The following is an 18,541-nucleotide window of genomic DNA, read 5'->3' as shown; positions in this document are numbered from 1 at the left end:
ACGAGACGATGACCAGCACCCCCTCCCGCCCCCGACGTGGGCCCGGCCGTGAGCCGCGCCGCCGCGCGTCGCTCCTCCGCCCGGTCCTCCGACGCCCGACGCGCCGACGCCCCGCCGTCGCGCGTCCCACCAGCGGCTGGTCACCAGAACCCGTCGGCCCCGCGGCCCGTGCTCTCCCGGTGCTGGGAGAGCCGGACCGTTGGCGGTTCGGCGGATCGGCCGTCGTCGTGGTCGGGCTGCTCCTCGTCGGGTTCGCGCTCCAGTTCATCGGGGTGTCCCAGGTGTCGGAGGTCCGTGACCAGCAGCTCGCCCTGGACTCCTTCCGGTACCAGCTGGCGAACGCGACCGCACCGGTCGGTCAGACCGGCGCCGACGGACGACTGATCGAGGACGGGACGCCGGTCGCGATCCTCCGCGTCCCCGCCATCGGCCTCCGGTCCGTGGTGCTCCAGGGCACGACCTCGGACGTCACCCGGTCGGGCCCCGGCCACCGTCGTGACACCCCGCTCCCCGGCCAGTCCGGCGCGAGCGTCGTCTACGGACGGCAGACCGCGTACGGCGGGCCGTTCCGTCGCATCGCGGAGCTGCGTCGCGGCGACGTCGTCACCGCGACCACCGGGCAGGGGACCGCCCGGTACCGGGTCACCGACGTCCGCCGCACCGGCGACCCCGTCCCGGCACCGATGGCCGCCGACGGTGGCCGACTGACGCTCGTGTCCGGCGCCGGGCTGCCGTTCCTGCCCGACACCGTGGTGCGCGTCGACGCGGAGCTGCTCTCGGACGCCGCACCCACCCCGGCGCCCGCCTTCGGCTACTCGAGCCTCCAGCCGCGTGAGCTGACCATGGCCGGCGACGGCACGGTCTGGCCGTTCCTCGTGCTCGGGCTCCTCGTGCTGGCCGGGATGGTGGCGCTCTTCGCCGTCGGCATGCGGCTCTGGGGACGTCGACAGACGTTCGTGGTCGCGGTCCCCGTCGTCGTCGCCGTCGGGCTCTTCGCCGCCTCCCAGCTCACGCTCCTGCTCCCCAACCTGATGTGACCGGCGCCTCCACCCGGCCCCGAGACGACACCATGACCGAAGAAGGCACCATGACCGACACCGCCGCACTGGCCGACGAGTTCGACAGCTGGTTCGCACCCGACACGGGGGCCGCCACGACCGAGTCGATCCCCACGATCGCCCCCGCCACCCTCGACGCACGCGAGATCTCCGCCTGGTTCGGTGACCACAAGGTGCTCGACCGGGTCTCCCTCACGATGCCGGCCGGCCGGGTCACCGCGCTCATCGGGCCGTCCGGCTGCGGCAAGAGCACGTTCCTCCGCACCCTGAACCGGATGCACGAGCTGGTGCCGAGCGCGTCGCTCGCGGGCGAGGTCCTGCTCGACGACGTCGACATCTACGACGCCTCACGCCGGATCACCGAAGCCCGTCGTCAGATCGGGATGGTGTTCCAGAAGCCGAACCCGTTCCCCGCGATGAGCATCGCCGACAACGTGCTCGCGGGCCTGGCCCTCACCGGCATCAAGCTCGACAAGGGGGCGAAGACGGACCTGGTCGAGGAGACCCTGACCAAGGCCGGTCTGTGGAACGAGGTGAAGGACCGGCTCCGCCAGGCCGGCGGTGGGCTGTCCGGTGGGCAGCAGCAGCGTCTCTGCATCGCGCGGTCGCTGGCGGTCCGGCCGCGGGTGCTGCTCATGGACGAGCCCTGTTCCGCGCTGGACCCGACCTCGACCCGTCGGATCGAGCAGACGATCACCGAGCTGGCACAGGACGTCACCGTCGTGATCGTCACGCACAACATGCAGCAGGCCCAGCGGGTGTCGGACCGGTGCGCGTTCTTCCTCGCCGAGGCCGGGACGCCGGGCGCCATCGTCGAGCACGGACCGACCGAGGCGATGTTCGGGTCGCCGCAGGACGCGCGGACCGCGGACTACGTCAACGGTCGCTTCGGGTAGGCCACCGTCGTTCCCTGCTCCGTCGCCGGTCGACCCGTTACGGTCGTCGGGTGATGCGACGGATGACAGCGGCCGCGGCGACCGTGGCGGTCGCCGCCCTCGTGCTCTCCGGCTGCAGCGCGGCCGCCCCGCACGGTGACGGTCGGGGCGTCGAGGGCTACGTCGAACCCGGTGGCGGCGCGGCCGGCCGTGTCCGGACGGCGGTCGATCGGGGAGCCCGGGTCATCGGCGTCGACGGTGCCGGCCTGTCCGACGACGGGACCCACCTGCTCGCGACCTCCGGCGATGTCGGACACCTGGTCGGCGTGGCGGCGCACGCCGGCGCCCGCACGGAGGTCCTCTTCAGCAACTACTCCTCGACCATCGGGGACTTCTCGCCCGAGGGTGCGACTGCGCTGCTCTCCTCGTCCGCGAACCGGCAGCGGGTCGTCGGGGAGCTCGTCGACCTGGCTGCGCGCCTCGGCACCGACGGCGTCCAGATCGACCTCGAGTCGATGCGCAGCCGGGACCGCGCGGACCTCGTCACGTTCACCCGGGAACTCCGCGCCGCGGTGCGCGACCGGCTCGGCGACGACGCCGAGGTCTCCATCGCGATGATGGCGTCGACGGACCCGGCGGAGTACCGGGCGCGCGGCTACGACCTGTCCGGGCTCGCACCGCACCTGGACCGGACCGTGCTCATGACGTACGACCAGCACGGCCCGTGGAGCGGCCCCGGCACGGTCGGGGCGCTGCCGTGGACGCGGAAGGCCGTGCGGACGGCGATCGCGGGCGGTCTCCCCACGGACCGCATCGACGTGGGCGTCGCGGGCTACGGCTACGCGTGGGGCCCGGGTGCCGGCAGCGCACCGATCCCGGCCGCGCGGGCGGCCGTGATGGCGGGTGACCGGGCCGAGTGGTCCGACCGCACCGGTGAGTGGTCGGCGACGCTCGACGACGGACAGCAGCTGCACTGGTCCGACGACCGGTCGTACGCGGCGCGGCGGGACCTGGCGCAGGAGCTCGGGGTGCACGGCGTCGCGATGTGGTCGCTCAACCTGTCGGCGCTGCCCGAGCGCTGACGCGCCGCCGCGACCACGGGTCGCGACGGCGCGTCAGCTGGCGGTTCCGACTCAGTTCGACGGATCGGCGTTGCAGAGGACCTGGGCTCCCGGGAACGCGGCGTACGAGGTGGCGTCCGCGAGCGACTTGGCATCCAGTCGGAGCCGGAACGCACCGGACAGGTCCACCGTCACCTGTGCCGTCTTGCCGACCGTCAACCGGCGGGAGGACCGCTGGATCCCGTCAGAGCTGACGGCGAGTTCCGCCAGCGCGTTCGTGGACGACTGGTCGGTGAGGCCGAGGAGTGCCGAGAAGCTCGAGCAGTGGTACCCGAGGTTGTACTCGGCGTACGCGGAACTGTTCCCGTAGAGGCTGCCCGAGGCCAGGAGATCGGAGTACTTCTTCCCGGCGACCGACGCGGAGCCGGTGGACCAGAGCCACGACTCGTCGACCTCGTCCTGGTCGACGAGCGGGAACCACTGCAGGACCGTGATGGACTTCGTGGCGGAGGCGGGCTTCACCGTCTTGGTGCCGGCGTAGCGCAACGAGTACTTCACCGTTCCGGCGTCGACGTTGACCGGGACCGTGACGGAGAACCGGCTCGCGGCCGAGACGCGTGTCGAGATGTTCAGGGCCGCGGTCTTGCTGCCGCGCGAGAGCGAGACGGTCAGGGTGCGCTTCCGGAGACTCGTCGACGTCTTCCCCGAGATCGTCAGCTTGCCGCCCTTGATGTACTGCGTGCCGTTCGAGCTCTTCAGACCGGTGATCGTGATCGAGGAGGATGCCGGCGCGGCCTGGGCCGGGGCAGCGGTGCCGAGCAGCGTGGCGACGGCCAACGCTGCCGCGCCGATGGCGAGTGAGGTGCGGCTGGGCCGCGTCCGTCCGTGGGACATGGTCATGGGATCGTCCTTCCGTGGGCGATGTGGGATCCGCACGGCCCCCGCCGGACGGATCGCCGACGACGGTCGGCGGTCCGAGGGTACTGAGGGAACGTCGGGTCGCTGGGCAGATGCCCCCGAAGGTGGGGCACCACGCGTTCCGTCGACCCCTCGGTTCGTCCGTTCCGCGCGAGTCCTCGGGTCGTGCCGTCACCCGGTCACGACGGCGGCGGCGCCGTGGTGCCCCGGAGCACGAGCGTCGGGTCGACGAGCGACCGCACCGGGGTCAGGGCGGCCGCCGCGGCCCCGTCCACACCCGCCGCCGCGCGCCCGTCCACACCCGCCGCCGCGCGCCCGTCCACACCCGCCGCCGCACCCCCGCCCACAGCGTCGAGCCGCTCGAGCAGCCGCACCGCCGCCCGCCGACCGACCTCGTCGTTGTGCGGGTCGACCGTGGTCAGGCGGACGAGGGGCGACGACGCCAACGGGGTCTCGTCGTGCCCGATGACGGAGACGTCCTGCGGGACCCGGAGACCGGCCTCGAGCACGGCGGCCATCGCGCCCATCGCCATGACGTCGTTCGCGGCGAAGAGCGCGGTCACACCGGGGTGGTCTGCGAGGACGGCTCGCGCCGCCTGGTGACCGGCGGCCTCGTCGGTGCCCTCGTCACCGGCGACGACGGGGGTGATGCCGGACCGGGCCATCTCGGCGACGGCGGCGACGCGGCGGGCGGTGGCCGAGCCTCCCGTCCCGGTGAGGTGGGCGATCCGACGGTGTCCCAGCTCGACGAGGTGGTGGACCGCGAGTCGCCCGCCCGCGGCCTCGTCCGATGCGACGGTGTCGGTGTCCGCGGGGCGGACGGCGCGCTCGCCGGCGACGACGACGGGCAGCCCGTCCGGGACGACGAGGCCGGCGGGGGACTCCGCGGCGAGGACGACGCCGTCGACACGCAGCGAGACGAGGTCGTCGAAGGGCGAGGCGCCGAGGTGTGCGTTGGCGGCTCCGTCGGCCAGGGTGAGCCGGAGCCCGCGTGGGGCGAGGACCTGGCGGATGCCGTCGAGCATCGGGACGTACCAGGGGTTCCGGAAGTCGTCGACGACCACGCCGACGGTGCCGGTCCGGGTGCCGGCCAGGATCGCGGCGGCGCGGTTCACGCGGTAGCCGAGCGCGGCGGCGGCGGCGAGGACGGCGGCTCGGCGGGCCGGGGAGACGCCCGGGTCGCCGCGCATCACCATCGAGACCAGTGACTTCGAGACCCCGGCGCGGGCGGCGACGTCGATGATCGTCGGCGGTCGCGCGGCCACGGGTACTCCTCCGGATCGGGGATTGACAGGACATGGGTGCCTGCGCCTACAGTGTAGCCACTCGCTCTGGAACGTTCCAGAAAAGCGAGTCACCGCGTCACGAAGGAGTGCACATGAGCGAGCCCATCGGCGTCGCCGTCATCGGAGCGGGCATGGCGGGCAAGGCCCACATGGCGGCATGGCGGACCGCCCCGACCCTGTTCGACCCGGTCCTGCCGCCCGTCCGGCTCGTGTCCGTCGGCGACGTGTACGAACCGCTCGCCGAGCAGGCGGCCCGGCGGTTCGGGTACGAGCGACACGACACGGACTGGCGTGCGATCGCGGCGGCGGACGACATCGACGTCGTCAGCGTCGTGGTCGCGAACAGCCTGCACCGCGAGATCGTCGAGGGGCTGCTCGACGCCGGCAAGCACGTCCTCTGCGAGAAGCCGCTCGCCGACTCGCTCGAGGACGCCCGCGCGATGGCCGCCGCCGCCGACCGTGCGGCGGAGCGCGGCATCGTCGCCCGGATCGGCTTCACCTACCGCCGCGCGCCGGGCCTCGCCGCGATCCGCGAGCTCATCGGTGACGGCACGCTCGGTCGGGTCCTGCACCTCTCCGGTCGGTACTGGACGGACTACGGCTCCTCGCCCGAGGTGCCGTTCTCGTGGCGGTACGCCGGTGCTCCCGGCACCGGTGCGCTCGCGGACGTCGGATCGCACCTGACGTACATCGCCGAGTTCCTGGCCGGCGACGTCGCCCAGGTCAGCGGTGGGCTGTTCGCCACCGAGATCACCGAGCGGCCGGTGGCCGCCGGGCACGCCCTGCGCGGGCAGGCGGCAGCGGTGACGGGGGAGACCGCGCGCGTCGAGAACGACGACTACGCCACCTTCTCGGCCCGGTTCGGCACCGGCGTCGGATCCCTCGAGGTCTCGCGGGTCGCGGCCGGACACCCGAACGGCCTGGTGGTCGAGGTGTCCTGCGAGAACGGGGCCGTGCGCTGGGACCAGGAGCGGCCGTCCGAGATCGCCCTGGCGCTCCGCCGCGACGGCAGCCGACTCGGCGGGTTCCGGCAGGTCGTCCTCGGCCCCGACCACCCGTACGTCGCCGGCGGGATGGCGATCGACGCTCCCGGCGTCGGCTGGGGACAGAACCAGATGTTCGAGGTGCAGGCCCGCGCGTTCCTCGACGAGGTCGCCGGTGTCGCCGACCCGCTCCCGCAGAACGCCACGTTCCACGACGGCGTGCACAACATGGAGGTCCTGGCCGCGGTCGCCGCGTCGGCCGCGGACGGCGGCCGGGCGGTCGTCCTGGAGGCGCGCCCCACCGCCGACACGACGGTGACGGTCAGCGCATGAAGCTCGGGCTGTACGACGCCGTCTTCCACGACCGGTCCCTCGAGGACGCCCTCGTGGCGATCCGGGCGGCCGGGCTCACCGGCATCGAGCTGAACACCGGCGGGTTCCTGCCCCCGGTGCACGTGCCCGACATCGACGCGATCCTGACGGACGACACCGCACGGGACGCCTTCCTCGCGCGGTTCGACGGCACCGGGGTGTCCATCGCCGGGCTCAACTGCAACGGCAACCCGCTGCACCCGGACCCGTCGATCGGGTCGGCGCACGCGGAGGACGTCCGACGCAGCATCCGACTGGCCGCACGGCTCGGGCAGACCCGGGTCGTGACGATGTCCGGCCTGCCCGCGGGGGAGCCCGGCGGCACACGTCCGAACTGGGTCGTGAACGCCTGGAACTCCGCAGCCCTCGACGTGCTGGAACACCAGTGGAGCGTCGCGGTGCCGTTCTGGCAGGAGATCGACGCCCTCGCCCGGGAGCACGGTGTGCACGTCGCACTCGAACTGCACCCGCAGAACCTCGTGTTCAACCCGGCGTCGATCCGCGAGCTCGTCGACCGCGGTGGACTGACGAACGTCGGTGTCGAACTCGACGCCAGCCACCTCTTCTGGCAGCAGATGGACCCGGTGGCCGTCGTCCGCGACCTCGGACCGCTCGTGCTGCACGCGGCGGCGAAGGACGTGCGCATCAACCCGCACGCGGCGGTCAACGGCGTGCTCGACAACTCGTTCCGGCGCCTGTCCCCGGAGGAGCCGCGCACGAACCTCGGTGGGGACGAGTGGGCGAACGAGTGGCCGAAGCCGTCCGCGTGGGACTTCGTCGCGCTCGGCAAGGGGCACGACACCGCGTTCTGGACCGCGTTCCTCCGGGCCCTGCACGAGGTCGACCCGGACATGCTCGTCAACATCGAGCACGAGGACACCGAACTCGGGCGGGAGGAGGGGGTCGCCGTGGCCGCCGAGGTGCTGCTCGCCGCCGAGGCGGCACGCGGGGACGGCGCGCGGTGACGGTGAGGCGGCGGCGCGTGACGGGCCTCCCGTCCGGACGACGCGTTCGGTGACGCATCCTCCGGTTGCGCTCACTCGGCCGTTGTAGCATCGCCGGACATCGACCCAGCGGCGAGGAGACCTGCGTGCCGGAGCTGACCCACCACACAGTCCCGATCGACCGGATCCAGGACGCGGGGGCGGCCGTCATGGCGTCGGTCGCGACCGTGGTGGACGGCAAGACCGAGGCCATCCGCACCGCCCTGACCGTGATGCTCGCGGAGGGTCACCTGCTCGTCGAGGACGTCCCCGGGGTCGGCAAGACCGTGCTGGCGAAGGCCCTGGGTGCGTCCGTCGGCGGATCGGTGAGCCGCATCCAGTTCACCTCCGACATGCTCCCCTCGGACGTCACCGGGGTGAACATCTACGACCAGTCGTCCGGCACCTTCCGGTTCTCACCCGGACCGGTGTTCGCGAACGTCGTCATCGGTGACGAGATCAACCGCACCAGTCCGAAGACCCAGTCGGCACTGCTCGAGGCGATGGCGGAGTCGCAGGTCACCGTCGACGGCGTCACCCGGCCACTCGAGTCCCCGTTCATGATCGTCGCGACGCAGAACCCGGTCGACATGGAAGGGACCTACCCCCTGCCGGAGGCGCAGCGCGACCGCTTCATGGCGCGCATCGCGATGGGGTACCCGAGCCCCGGTGCCGAGCGGCGCATGCTCGCTGCCCGCGGCGGCCACGACCCGCTCGCGGACCTGCGACCGGTCGTCGACGTCGACACGCTCCGTGCGATGATCGCGTCCGTCCGCACGGTCCACATCGCCGCGGACGTCGAGGCGTACGTCGTCGAGATCGTCCGGGCCACCCGGATGCACCCCGACCTGCTCCTCGGCGCGAGCCCGCGGGCGACCCTGCACCTGGCCCAGGCCGCCCGGGCCCACGCCGCGCTGCTCGGCCGGCCGTTCGTCACCCCGGACGACGTCGCGACCCTGGCCCCGGTGGTCCTCGCACACCGGCTCGTCCCGGTGGCGCGCGGCCTCGGCGGCTCGGCGGAGGACACCGCTCGCGAGATCGTCGTCCGGATCGTCTCCGACACCGCGGTGCCGTTCACCGCGACCCCCGTCCGCTCCTGATGGCCGACCAGCGCCCCGCCGCCCGCCCGTTCGCGCTCCGCGCGGGCGCGGCTGGCTCGGCGCTGTCCCGAGTCGGCCGCCGTGCGCTCGGCATGCTCCGTCGGACGCCGTTCCCCCGACCCACGCTCCGCGGCTGGACCGTCCTGGCGGTCGGCATCGGGCTGGTCGGCGGCGGACTCGTCGCGTCGATGAGCGTCGCCGTGTCGGCGGGCCTGCTCCTCCTGGTGCTCGTCGTCTCGGGTGTGGTCACCGCGTTGGCCGTGGCGGCGCCGCTCCGTGCCTCCCGGTCGGCGCCCCGCGCGATGGTCCAGGTGGGTGAGGTGTACCGGGAGCGGATCACGCTCAGCGGGTCCGGGGTGCGGTTCGCCCCGCGGTCGACGCTGCTCGTCCGGGAACAGCTCGACGACCTCTTCGTCAGCACCAGCGAGGCCGCGTCGCTCGTCACCATCGGCCCGGGCGCCCCGCCGGCGGTGCTCGACGTCGAGGCGCTGGCCATCCACCGTGGTCGGGCGCTCCTCGGCCCGGTCACGGTCCGCGTCGAGGACCCGTTCGGGCTCCTCCGCATCGACCGTCCGGTGGTCGCGCCCGAGGAGGTCGTCGTGGTGCCCGGGTCGACACCGCTGGCCGCGCTCGACACCGGCGCCCTCGCCGGCGCGGTGTCCGCCGACGAGGGGCGTGTCGGGCAGGGCGGTTCGGCCGACGACAGCGAACTCCGCCCGTACCGGCCGGGCGACCCGATCCGCCGGGTGCACTGGGGGCAGAGCGCGAAGCGCGGTGTCCTGCACGTCCGCCAGACCACGCAGGCGCAGCCGCCGGAGGCCGTGGTCGCCCTCGACGTACGCCGCTCCTCGTACCAGCAGCTCGGCCGCGACGACCTGGCGGAGCTGTCCGACCTGGGCGGTGACCAGGCGTTCGAGCACGCCGTCGTCGTCGCCGCGAGCGTCGCCCGCGCACTGTCGGCCCGGACCTCACGGGTCGCGCTCGTCAGCGACGGTCCGGGCGGTGACGTGCGGCACAGCGGTGACGCGGGCGGACTGTCGGAGGTGCTCGTGGGTCTCGCCGACGTGCAGGTCCGCGCCGACAGCCGCGAACTCACCGAGGTCCTGCACGGGGTCCGTGGTCGCGACGTGCACGGCATGACCGCCGTCGTCACCGGACACTGCAGCCCCGAGGAAGCCGCCGAACTCGTCTCCGCGACGAACGGGTCGAGCCGCGGTGTGCTCGTCACCGTCGTCGCCCCCGACCCCGTGGTCCGCGGGATCATGGACCGTGCCGGGTGGCGCGTGCTCGTGATCCCGGTGCCCGGCACCACCGTGAGCGGACGCACCCGATGACCGCCACCAGTCCGAGCCGGCAGCGTGAACACGTCGACGTGCGCGAGGTCCTCGACCGCGACGACCGCAGTCCGGACACCCCCGACGCCTGGGTCGTCGCGCTCGCCCCGATCCCCGTGCTCATCGCCGCGCTCGCCATGCGCCCGCTCGTGCAGGGCGTCTCCTGGTGGCTGTCCGGCGTCGTCTTCGCCGCCGTGCTCGTCGCCGTCCTGCTCGCGGTCCGGACCCGGCCGCGCGGCGTGCGCTTCGTGGCACTCGTCGCGACGCTCGTGCTCGGTTCCTGTGCCGCCGCGCTCCTCAACGACACCGCGCCCCTCGGCTGGCTCGACCGGAACGGCGCCCTCGGGCAGACGCTCGCGGCGATCCGGCTGAACCCGGCACCGCTGCCGCAGACCGACTCGATCCGGCTGGTCGTCACCGTGTCGATCGCGTGGGTCGCCGGTGCCTCGCTCTTCCTGGCCGCGGTCGCGCCGACCGCCGCGCTCGCCGCCGCCCCCGCCCTGGTGATCCTCCTGGTGCCGGGGATCATCACCGGCGAGGCCCCGTCCGGCTGGCTCGTCGTCTGCACCGCCGTGGCGTTCCTCGCCCTGCTCTGGACCTCGGTGCGGCCGGTGCAACGGGTGTTCCCGGCCGCCGTCGTCGGGGCGATCGGGCTCGTCGTCGCGATCGGGTTGCCGGTCCTGGTGCCGATCAACGCCGGCTGGCTCTCCGGCGTGACGGGCGCGATCCAGTCACCGATCCAACCCGGGCGCCCGGGCACGCTGCTCGAGCTGGGGCAGGACCTGCGGCGGCCCAACGAGCTCGAGGTGTTCCGCTACCGGTCCTCCGACGGGCAGCCGAAGTACCTCAAGCTCGCGGACCTCGACGAGTTCGGCACGGGTGACTGGGTACCGACCGTCACCGACGCCTCGACCGCGGACACCGCCGACCAGCCCCGCCGGGTCGACGGCGTGAACCCGCGGCTGGCGGACCGCGGCGACGTCACGGTGCAGATCACCGGGCTGTCGAGCAACTACCTGCCGCTGCCCTCCGGTGCGATGTCGGTGGAGTCGAAGTCCACGAACCTCGACCTCACCCAGTGGCGCTGGTCCGGGGACACCAACACGGTGCGTTCCGCCGGCCCGGCGACCCGGCGCGGCGCGACCTACGAGGCGTACGGCGCCTCGGTGTCCGCCAACGCCTACCTCGACGCCGTCGCAGCCTCCGGACGCCTGTCGCAGGCGGACGGGCAGGGGTTCCTCCGTCCCTCCCAGCAGCAACTCCGGACCGACACCGACCTGCCCGACGACCTGCCGGACGTCATCCGCACCACCGCGGCGCGGGTCGACGCCGGGGCCACGAACGACTACGACCAGGCGCGGGCACTCGAGCAGTGGTTCCGCAGCGGCCTGTTCACCTACTCCGAGACCGCCCCGGTCGAGCAGGGCTACGACGGCGACAGCATGGACGTCGTCGCACGGTTCCTGCAGGAGCGGTCCGGGTACTGCGTGCACTTCGCGTCCGCGATGGCCGTGATGGCGAGGACGCTCGGCATCCCGTCCCGCATCGCCGTCGGGTACCGCGCCGGGGCGAACCGCGAGGACGGGCAGTACACGGTGTCGAACCGCCAGCTGCACTCGTGGCCGGAGCTCTACATCCGCGGGGCCGGTTGGGTGTCCTTCGAGCCCACCCCGGACTCCGACCAGGCCGCGCAGCCGAAGCCCTCGGCGACCGCGACGCCGTCGGCCGCGGCGAGTGAGACGCCGCTGCCCGCCCCCGGTGAGACCACCCCGCCGTCGGCCTCGGCGAGTGCCACCCCGACTCCGACGTCCGCGGCCGCGGGCGGGGGCAGCACCGGCGGCGGGTCCGTCCCGTGGGGCGCGCTGGTCGCGGTGCTCGCCGCGCTCGCGGTCCTCGGCGCCCCCGGCGTCCTCCGGGCGACCCGACGGCACCGCCGCCTCGGTGCGGTCGCGGCGGGTCGTCAGCCGGCCGTCACCGCCTGGCGGGAACTGCTCGACGACGTCGCCGACCACGGCTTCGCGCCCGGTTCGGCACCGCCGGGGGACGCCGCCGCGGTCGCCCGGACGGCGCGTGCCGTCCTCGGTCGCCTCGCGTCGAACGTCCCGGCATCCGTGCTGCCGCATCTGCGGTCGGTCGTCGACGCCGTCGACCAGGAGCGCTTCGCCGCTGACGGTCGAGCGGACACCGGCGCGCTCCTCCGGTCCGTCCAGGAGGCACGCGCCGCCTTGGACGCCGCCGTCTCCCGCGGCCGTGTGGTCCGGTCCCGGCTGCTCCCGCCGAGCCTGTTGCCCTCGGGACGTCCGCCCGGACGAACGGCCGCGGCAGCGGGCTGACCCGGCGGCCGCTGGGGCCGCCGGCGGTTCAGCGCGTCCGGAGCACCGCCTCCACCATCGTCGCGACCGCGTCGCCGGGGTCGGTCCCGTCGAGGGCGGGGGCGTCGAACACGATGCCGGTGTTCGTGGCGATGAGGATCGTCGCGAAGGTGTCGAGCGGCATGCCGGGGTCGACCTCGGGGTGCGCGGCGAACCAGGTGTGGACGAGTTCGCGCACCCCGTCCTGCAGCGTGCGGCGTTGCCGGACGAACTCCGGCATGAACTCCGGGTGCCGCATGGCGTAGGCGCGCAGTTCCGAGAGCAGGGCGAACTGTGCGCTCTGGTCGTGGCGGCCGAACGCTGCCCGGACGACGTCGCCGACGTCGGCGGCGCTGATGTCGATGCGGACGAGTTCCTGCAGGGACAGGAGCACGCGGTTCGTGGCGCGTTGCATGACCTGGGCGAGCAGGTCCTCCTTCGAGGAGAAGTTCGAGTACACCGCGCCCTTGCTGAAGCCGGCGGCGGCGGCGACGGCGTCGAGTCGGGCTTCGTGCACGCCCTGTTCGGCGAAGACCTGGGAGCCGGCAGCGAGCAGACGCTCCCGGACCTCGGACCGTGGTGTCCGGGGGACCGGCGTGCTGTCGTCCTCCGGTGTCCCGGGTCGCGCCGGGTCGGTTGCGTCGGTCATCGGAGGATCCTGTTCCGGGACTCTGCTGTGCGGGTGGAGCTGGTGTCGCGGCGGTGCTCGTCGGGTCGTGACCGGTGCTGCCGTCGGCAGGCCCGGGGGACCGCACCGCGTGTCTGATCCCGCGCGGAGCGGTGGCCCCTCGTGCCGGCACGGATGGTGCCTGCACACCCTGCGGCCGGACCGCCGTCTTCGGGTCACGTCGGTTCGTCGTCCCAGGGGGCACAGCCGGGTCGATACCCGGCGGTCTCGAGTGTACGACGAGGCGGACGCCGGGGACAGGTCCCCGGTTCAGTCCTCGCGGCGCTCCGCGGGATCCGGTGCGTCCGCGTCGAGGCGCAGCCCGGCGGTGTGCGTGCCGTCGAGGCGGATGCTCCCGGTGTGCACGCTGCCGGCGCCGTCGCGCTGGCCCGGGCGTCGGAGCAGCCGCATCGCGCCGGGACGGACCGGCCGCGGAGCCCGCGCCCGTCCGCGTCCGCGTCGGAGCAGCGAGGCGAGCCGGGACTGCGGCTGCCAGTTGCGGCCGTTGGGCAGGCCCCACCCCCAGCGGACGGCGCCCCAGCGGAGCAGCAGGGAGAGCACGACGGCGGCGACGATCCCGATGGTCGGGGAGCCGAGCGCGGACGCGCCGACCATCACCGCGGAGGCGGCGACGGCGACGGAGGCGTAGAGGGCGTTGCCGCCGAACACCGCCGGTACGCGTCGCAGCAGCAGGTCCCGGCCGACGCCGCCACCCACCGCGGTGATCGTGCCCATGATGATCGCCGCGGGCCACTCGAGCCCGGCGTCGAAGGTGCGCTGGACCCCGACCACCGCCCAGAACCCGATGACGGCGGCATCGAGGAACGTGAACAGCCGGTCCCACCCGCGCTCGGAGAACGACACGAAGAACGCGACGAGCGCCCCGGCCACCGCGACCGGCACGTAGAGGGGGTCGGTGAGCGCGACGGGTGGTCCGTTCTGCAGCAGGACGTCGCGGAGCATGCCCCCGCCGAGCCCGGAGACGAACCCCACGACCAGGAACCCGAACAGGTCGAAGTCCATCGACCGTGCGACCGCGCCACCGAGCAGTGCGGACGCGAAGACCCCGGCGAGGTCGAGCACGTTCGTCACGGCGGCGAGGCCGTCCACGGTCAGCAGGTTCATGAGGACCATCAAAGCGCACACGTCCCCGGCTGGCGGTTCGCGCGTCGGTTAGGTTAGCCTCACCTTCGTCATGCTCGCCACACTCGTCATCGGTCTCCGCGAAGGCCTCGAAGCCACCCTCATCGTCGGGATCATCGCCGCGTTCCTCCGACGGAACCGCGTTCCCCTCGCCCCGATGTGGACCGGGGTCGGCGTCGCCGTGCTCCTCAGCATCGCCGTGGGGCTCGGGTTGCAGGCGGTCGAGCAGGCGCTCCCGCAGGCCCAGCAGGAGGCGATGGAGGCCGTCATCGGCATCGTCGCCGTGGTCTTCGTCACCGGGATGATCGTCTGGATGCGGACCCACGCCCGCCACCTCAGCCGCGAGCTCGAGGCCAGCGCGTCCGCCGCCCTCGGCCGGGGCACCGCCTGGGCCCTGGCCGGCATGGCCTTCCTCGCCGTCCTCAAGGAGGGCTTCGAGACCTCGGTCTTCCTCCTCGCCACCTTCCAGGCGTCGCGCGACACCGGCCTCGCCGCCCTCGGCGCGGTCATCGGCATCGCGGCCGCGGTCGTCGTCGGGTACGGCATCTACACCGGCGGCGTCCGGCTCGACCTGGCGAAGTTCTTCACCGGCACCGGCGTCTTCCTGGTGTTCGTCGCCGGCGGGCTCGTCCTGACCGTGCTCCGCCGTGCGCACGAGGCCGGCTGGGTCGTCATCGGCCAGCAGCGCACCGTCGACCTCGGCTGGCTCGCCCCGAACGGTTCCGTGCAGGGCGCCCTCGTCACCGGTGTGCTCGGCATCCCGCCGGACCCGCGCGTCATCGAGGTGCTCGGCTGGGTCCTCTACGTCGTCCCCGTCCTGGCCCTGTCGCTCTGGCCGCGCCGGTGGAAGCCGTCGGCCGTCCGCGTCCCCGCCGTCCGCATCGCGGTCGCGTCCGGACTCGCGGTCGCCGCCCTCGCGCTCGCCGTCGCCGTCCCGGCCGGACACACCGAGGTCCCCACGACCGCCCGCGTCACCGGCGACGCCCGCTCCGTCACCGCACGGGTGACCGGGTCCACGGCGACCCTGCGCGTCGTCGGCAGCAGCACCGACAGCTCCGGCCGGGAGGCCCGGATCACCCTCCCCGCGTCGGCCCACCGCCGCGTCGTGGGCGCCGGCACCGCCACCGACCGCTGGCGGGTCACCGCCGACCGAGCGGCCGCCGACCAGCCCGCCACCCTGACGCTCGACGACCTCGTGCGGCTGTTCGGCCGGATCCCGGTCGGCATCTCGCCGAACAGCGCACCCGGGCCGTACCGGGCCTCCTGGGCGACCCGCGACACCGTGACGCTCCGGAGCGTCGACGGCGGGGTGGTGGACGCGAGCCGTTCGGAACGCTCGGTGCTCACGCTGACCGGTGGGGGCCTCCCGACCGCCCGGACCAGCACGCTCGACCGGACCGTCTGGGCGGTGCCGCGCGGCACCGTCGACCGGACGACCGCCGCCCTCGCGGCGGACCGGACCCACGCCGCGGAACTCGCGCTCTGGACCCGTTGGCTGCCCCTCGCACTCGGCATCGCCGCCGCCGCGCAGGTGCTGCTCGCCCTCCGGGACCGCCGACGCCTCGGCCTGCCCGACACGACCGTCCCCTCGACCACCCCCACCCGTGGCCCTCCCGCCACGGCGACCGCAAGGAGCACCGATGCCGTTCGGTAGAGCGACCACCGTCCGACCCCTGACCACGCGGGGGCGCCTCGTCACCCTCGGCGCGCTGGGCGCCGTCGCGGCACTCGCCCTCACCGGCTGCGCGGGCAACGGGGCCTTGGCGGGCGACGCCACCGAGACCTCCGGCAAGGTCGCCCGTGTCACCATCACCCTGACGAACGACGGCTCGGACAGCTGCGCCGTGAGCAGCAGGAAGGTCGCCGCCGGACCCGTGACCTTCACCGTCGAGAACCAGTCCTCGACCGCCATCACCGAGGTCGAGCTGCTGCAGGACCAGCGGATCCTCGGCGAGAAGGAGAACCTGGCACCGGGACTCGACCCCGTCTCGTTCACCGCCACGCTCACCGGCGGGAAGTACCAGGTGTACTGCCCCGGTGCGGAGCAGGAGCTCACCGACCTGACCGTCACCGGCTCCGTGAAGTCGACCGCGAACAGCAGCGCCGCGAGCCTGCTGCAGGACGGCACGAAGGGCTACGCGGACTACGTCGACGGCCAGGTCACCGACATGGTGACCGCGGTCGACGAGCTCCAGAAGGACATCGACGCCGGCGACCTGGCGGCGGCGAAGACCGACTACGCGAACGCACGCCCGTACTACGAGCACGTCGAGAGCGACGTCGACGGCTTCGTGAAGAAGGGCCACGAGGCGACGGACAACGCCGGCAACCTCGACTACCTCATCGACATGCGCGCCTCGAATGCCGACCCGGCCGTCGGCTGGAGCGGGTTCCACGCCGTCGAGCGCGACCTCTTCGCGACGGGTGCGATCACCGCCGACACCAAGCGGTACGCCGACGACCTCGCCACGAACGTGCACCTGCTCGCGAAGCTCGTACCGACGCTCGACTACAAGCCCGAGGACCTGGCCAACGGTGCCGCGGGCCTGCTCGAGGAGGTCCAGTCGAACAAGATCACCGGCGAGGAAGAGGCCTACAGCCACATCGACCTCGTCGACCTCGCCGCCAACGTCGAGGGCTCCCGCCAGGCCTTCGCGTACCTCAAGCCCGGACTGACGAAGGTCGACCCGACGCTGACGAAGCAGATCGCCGCGCAGTTCGACGCCACGAACAGGCTCATGGACGGCTTCCGGAACGCCGACGACCTCGGGGGCTTCGACACCTGGGACGCCGCCACCCGCGCCGAACACGCGAACGCGATCTCGCAGCAGGTCCAGGCACTGCAGGACCCGCTGTCCCGCCTGGCCGAGAAGGTCGCCACCGCGTGAACCGCCGGGACGAGGACGAGACCCGGGGCGTCTCGCGCCGGGGACTGCTCGGAGCCGGCCTGGCCGCCGCGGGCGCCGGCGTCGGAGCGGCGGCGGGGATCGCCGGCTCCGCGGTGGCGAGCGGCGTCGACCCGTTCGCGGCGGCGGCGAACGGTGACGAGTCCGTCGACATGTCCCGCAGCCACCCCTTCTACGCGACGGCGTCCGGTGCGCCACAGGGCGGCATCCGGACCGACCCGCAGCGGCACTGCGTGTTCATGACGTTCGACCTGACCCTCGGCACCGCGACCGAACTGCAGGTGCTCCTCGCCCGCTGGTCCGCCGCGATCGCGCAGCTGCAGGCCGGCCAGACCATCGGCAGCGTCGAACCCGCGCACGGGGACGGCGTCGGCGCGGACACCGGCGAGGCGCTCGACCTCGGGCCCGCGTCCCTCACCGTCACGGTCGGCCTCGGCCCCGGGGTGTTCGACGAGCGCTTCGGCCTGGCCGGCAAGCGCCCGGCCGACCTGGCGGAGCTGCCGTCCCTGCCGAGCGACCGGTTCGAGTCCGGCCTGACCGGCGGCGACCTGTCCCTGCAGGCGTGCGCCGACGACCCGCAGGTCGCGTACCACGCGGTCCGGGACCTGGCGCGGATGGCCCGGGGGAGCGCGACCGTGAAGTGGACCGTCCTCGGCTTCGGTCGGGCCTCGGCCGGACCGACCCAGGCCACCCCGCGGAACCTCATGGGCTTCAAGGACGGCACCCGCAACATCACCACCGACGCTGACCACGACCGCTTCGTCTGGCTCGACGACGACGCCGACTGGATGGCCGGCGGCACGTACCAGGTGGTCCGGAAGATCCGGATGAACCTGGAGATCTGGGACGCCGACGTCGTCAGCGACCAGCAGCGCGTGTTCGGGCGCACGAAGGTCTCCGGGGCGCCGCTCTCCGGCGGCCAGGAGCACACCACGCCGGACTTCCACGCGACCGCGCACGGGGCACCCGCGATCGACCCCCGCTCGCACGTCGCCCTCGCCGCACACGAGGCGAACGACGGCGTGAAGATCCTGCGCCGCGGCTACAACTACACGGACGGCCTCAACCAGTACGGGCAGCTCGACGCCGGACTGCTGTTCGTGGCGTACATGAACGACCCGGACCACTTCACCCGGCTGCAGCGGAGACTCGGCGCGTCGGACCGGCTCAACGAGTACATCGCGCACATCGGATCGGCGGTCTTCGCGGTCCCGCCGGCACCCCGCAAGGGCTCGTACATCGGCGAACAGCTCTTCCGCTGAGCCGCGAGCGTCGCGCGGGTGGGAGAAGGGTGTCCTCCGCCGTTTCCCTGGAGGCGGAGGACACCCGCGTCGCGGGGTCCGGTCGGGCGGAACCACCGTCCGGCGACCCGGCGCGGCGCATCGCGCGTGGCGACCGGTGCAGCGTACCGCGGTGACATGCGGAAACCGACCGTGCTGTCCGCGTGCGGCCACCGGATCTCGGGAGACGGGCCTCCCGGCCTCCAGGACGAGCACTCCGGGCC

At 73.5% G+C, this 18,541-nt stretch carries 15 protein-coding genes; 11 read left to right on the top strand and 4 right to left on the bottom strand.

The genetic code is table 11. The features are described from left to right. Positions 1-8: 8 nt before the first annotated feature. The 3 genes from E9228_RS15120 to E9228_RS15110 are packed head-to-tail and all read left to right on the top strand — an operon-like array spanning position 9 to position 3,015. Entirely contained in the window at positions 9-1,037 is a 1,029-nt protein-coding gene (locus E9228_RS15120; RefSeq protein ID WP_166781383.1) for a sortase, read from the top strand. Between the two features lie 50 nt (positions 1,038-1,087). Further along, positions 1,088-1,954 (top strand): phosphate ABC transporter ATP-binding protein, encoded by an 867-nt coding sequence (locus E9228_RS15115; protein WP_166781382.1) that lies wholly within the window; start codon positions 1,088-1,090, stop codon positions 1,952-1,954. Between the two features lie 53 nt (positions 1,955-2,007). Beyond that, positions 2,008-3,015, top strand: a complete 1,008-nt coding sequence (locus E9228_RS15110; protein WP_166781381.1) for a glycosyl hydrolase family 18 protein — start codon at positions 2,008-2,010, stop codon at positions 3,013-3,015. A 51-nt stretch (positions 3,016-3,066) separates the two neighbouring features. Here the strand turns inward: E9228_RS15110 and E9228_RS15105 are convergent, their stop codons facing one another. Both E9228_RS15105 and E9228_RS15100 read right to left on the bottom strand, forming a co-directional pair. Continuing rightward, positions 3,067-3,894 (bottom strand): NPCBM/NEW2 domain-containing protein, encoded by an 828-nt coding sequence (locus tag E9228_RS15105; protein ID WP_166781380.1) that lies wholly within the window; start codon positions 3,892-3,894, stop codon positions 3,067-3,069. A gap of 197 nt (positions 3,895-4,091) precedes the next feature. Next, on the bottom strand, positions 4,092-5,177 hold the full coding sequence (locus E9228_RS15100) for a substrate-binding domain-containing protein (protein ID WP_166781379.1): 1,086 nt from the start codon (positions 5,175-5,177) through the stop codon (positions 4,092-4,094). Positions 5,178-5,290: 113 nt separating this feature from the next. Between E9228_RS15100 and E9228_RS15095 the strand changes: the two genes are divergently transcribed. The 5 genes from E9228_RS15095 to E9228_RS15075 all read left to right on the top strand — a co-directional run bounded on the left by E9228_RS15095 (position 5,291) and on the right by E9228_RS15075 (position 12,303). After that, positions 5,291-6,514: a Gfo/Idh/MocA family protein gene (locus E9228_RS15095; protein WP_166781378.1), complete on the top strand. Its 1,224-nt coding sequence runs from the start codon at positions 5,291-5,293 to the stop codon at positions 6,512-6,514. Further along, on the top strand, positions 6,511-7,518 hold the full coding sequence (locus E9228_RS15090) for a sugar phosphate isomerase/epimerase family protein (protein WP_166781377.1): 1,008 nt from the start codon (positions 6,511-6,513) through the stop codon (positions 7,516-7,518). Before E9228_RS15095 ends, E9228_RS15090 begins: the two co-directional genes overlap by 4 nt. A 188-nt stretch (positions 7,519-7,706) precedes the next feature. Continuing rightward, a complete protein-coding gene (locus tag E9228_RS15085; RefSeq protein WP_166781577.1) occupies positions 7,707-8,636 on the top strand; it encodes an AAA family ATPase in 930 nt (309 codons plus the stop codon). Further along, complete coding sequence (locus tag E9228_RS15080) at positions 8,636-9,970, top strand: DUF58 domain-containing protein (protein ID WP_166781376.1); 1,335 nt, start codon at positions 8,636-8,638, stop codon at positions 9,968-9,970. The genes E9228_RS15085 and E9228_RS15080 overlap by 1 nt, the downstream gene beginning before the upstream one ends. Beyond that, entirely contained in the window at positions 9,967-12,303 is a 2,337-nt protein-coding gene (locus tag E9228_RS15075; RefSeq protein WP_166781375.1) for a transglutaminase TgpA family protein, read from the top strand. Before E9228_RS15080 ends, E9228_RS15075 begins: the two co-directional genes overlap by 4 nt. A 28-nt stretch (positions 12,304-12,331) precedes the next feature. Here E9228_RS15075 and E9228_RS15070 read toward each other — a convergent pair whose 3' ends face one another. Together E9228_RS15070 and E9228_RS15065 are read right to left on the bottom strand one after the other, a co-directional pair. After that, the gene (locus tag E9228_RS15070) at positions 12,332-12,970 is read right to left on the bottom strand and encodes a TetR/AcrR family transcriptional regulator (RefSeq protein WP_166781374.1); all 639 of its coding nucleotides are present in this window, start codon (positions 12,968-12,970) and stop codon (positions 12,332-12,334) included. Positions 12,971-13,258: 288 nt separating this feature from the next. Next, the gene (locus E9228_RS15065; RefSeq protein ID WP_166781373.1) at positions 13,259-14,113 is read right to left on the bottom strand and encodes a trimeric intracellular cation channel family protein; all 855 of its coding nucleotides are present in this window, start codon (positions 14,111-14,113) and stop codon (positions 13,259-13,261) included. Between the two features lie 70 nt (positions 14,114-14,183). On the opposite strand from E9228_RS15065, the gene efeU reads away from it, so the two are divergent. Genes efeU through E9228_RS15050 form a run of 3 tightly spaced genes read left to right on the top strand, consistent with a single transcriptional unit; the run spans position 14,184 to position 18,299 of the window. Then, entirely contained in the window at positions 14,184-15,785 is a 1,602-nt protein-coding gene (gene efeU / locus E9228_RS15060) for an iron uptake transporter permease EfeU (RefSeq protein ID WP_166781372.1), read from the top strand. Then, positions 15,772-17,019 (top strand): iron uptake system protein EfeO, encoded by a 1,248-nt coding sequence (gene efeO / locus E9228_RS15055; RefSeq protein ID WP_166781371.1) that lies wholly within the window; start codon positions 15,772-15,774, stop codon positions 17,017-17,019. The genes efeU and efeO overlap by 14 nt, the downstream gene beginning before the upstream one ends. Further along, positions 17,016-18,299 (top strand): Dyp-type peroxidase, encoded by a 1,284-nt coding sequence (locus E9228_RS15050; protein WP_166781370.1) that lies wholly within the window; start codon positions 17,016-17,018, stop codon positions 18,297-18,299. Before efeO ends, E9228_RS15050 begins: the two co-directional genes overlap by 4 nt. Positions 18,300-18,541 lie beyond the last annotated feature (242 nt).

Origin of the sequence: Curtobacterium salicis, assembly GCF_011759505.1 — a bacterium.
Classification (GTDB): Bacteria; Actinomycetota; Actinomycetes; order Actinomycetales; family Microbacteriaceae; genus Curtobacterium; species Curtobacterium salicis.
The sequence above is the reverse complement of the archived record's forward strand: the minus strand, read 5'-3'. Positions and strand labels throughout refer to the sequence as shown.

What these genes read in the sequence shown, in the direction of transcription:
- E9228_RS15090 (WP_166781377.1), top strand. Translation starts at nt 6,511, where the DNA reads ATGAAGCTCGGGCTGTACGACGCCGTCTTCCACGACCGGTCCCTCGAG.
- E9228_RS15095 (WP_166781378.1), top strand. Translation starts at nt 5,291, where the DNA reads ATGAGCGAGCCCATCGGCGTCGCCGTCATCGGAGCGGGCATGGCGGGC.
- E9228_RS15070 (WP_166781374.1), bottom strand. Translation starts at nt 12,970, where the DNA reads ATGACCGACGCAACCGACCCGGCGCGACCCGGGACACCGGAGGACGAC.
- E9228_RS15105 (WP_166781380.1), bottom strand. Translation starts at nt 3,894, where the DNA reads ATGACCATGTCCCACGGACGGACGCGGCCCAGCCGCACCTCACTCGCC.
- E9228_RS15080 (WP_166781376.1), top strand. Translation starts at nt 8,636, where the DNA reads ATGGCCGACCAGCGCCCCGCCGCCCGCCCGTTCGCGCTCCGCGCGGGC.
- E9228_RS15085 (WP_166781577.1), top strand. Translation starts at nt 7,707, where the DNA reads ATGGCGTCGGTCGCGACCGTGGTGGACGGCAAGACCGAGGCCATCCGC.
- E9228_RS15075 (WP_166781375.1), top strand. Translation starts at nt 9,967, where the DNA reads ATGACCGCCACCAGTCCGAGCCGGCAGCGTGAACACGTCGACGTGCGC.
- E9228_RS15120 (WP_166781383.1), top strand. Translation starts at nt 9, where the DNA reads ATGACCAGCACCCCCTCCCGCCCCCGACGTGGGCCCGGCCGTGAGCCG.
- E9228_RS15110 (WP_166781381.1), top strand. Translation starts at nt 2,008, where the DNA reads ATGCGACGGATGACAGCGGCCGCGGCGACCGTGGCGGTCGCCGCCCTC.
- E9228_RS15065 (WP_166781373.1), bottom strand. Translation starts at nt 14,113, where the DNA reads ATGAACCTGCTGACCGTGGACGGCCTCGCCGCCGTGACGAACGTGCTC.
- E9228_RS15115 (WP_166781382.1), top strand. Translation starts at nt 1,088, where the DNA reads ATGACCGACACCGCCGCACTGGCCGACGAGTTCGACAGCTGGTTCGCA.
- efeU (WP_166781372.1), top strand. Translation starts at nt 14,184, where the DNA reads ATGCTCGCCACACTCGTCATCGGTCTCCGCGAAGGCCTCGAAGCCACC.
- efeO (WP_166781371.1), top strand. Translation starts at nt 15,772, where the DNA reads ATGCCGTTCGGTAGAGCGACCACCGTCCGACCCCTGACCACGCGGGGG.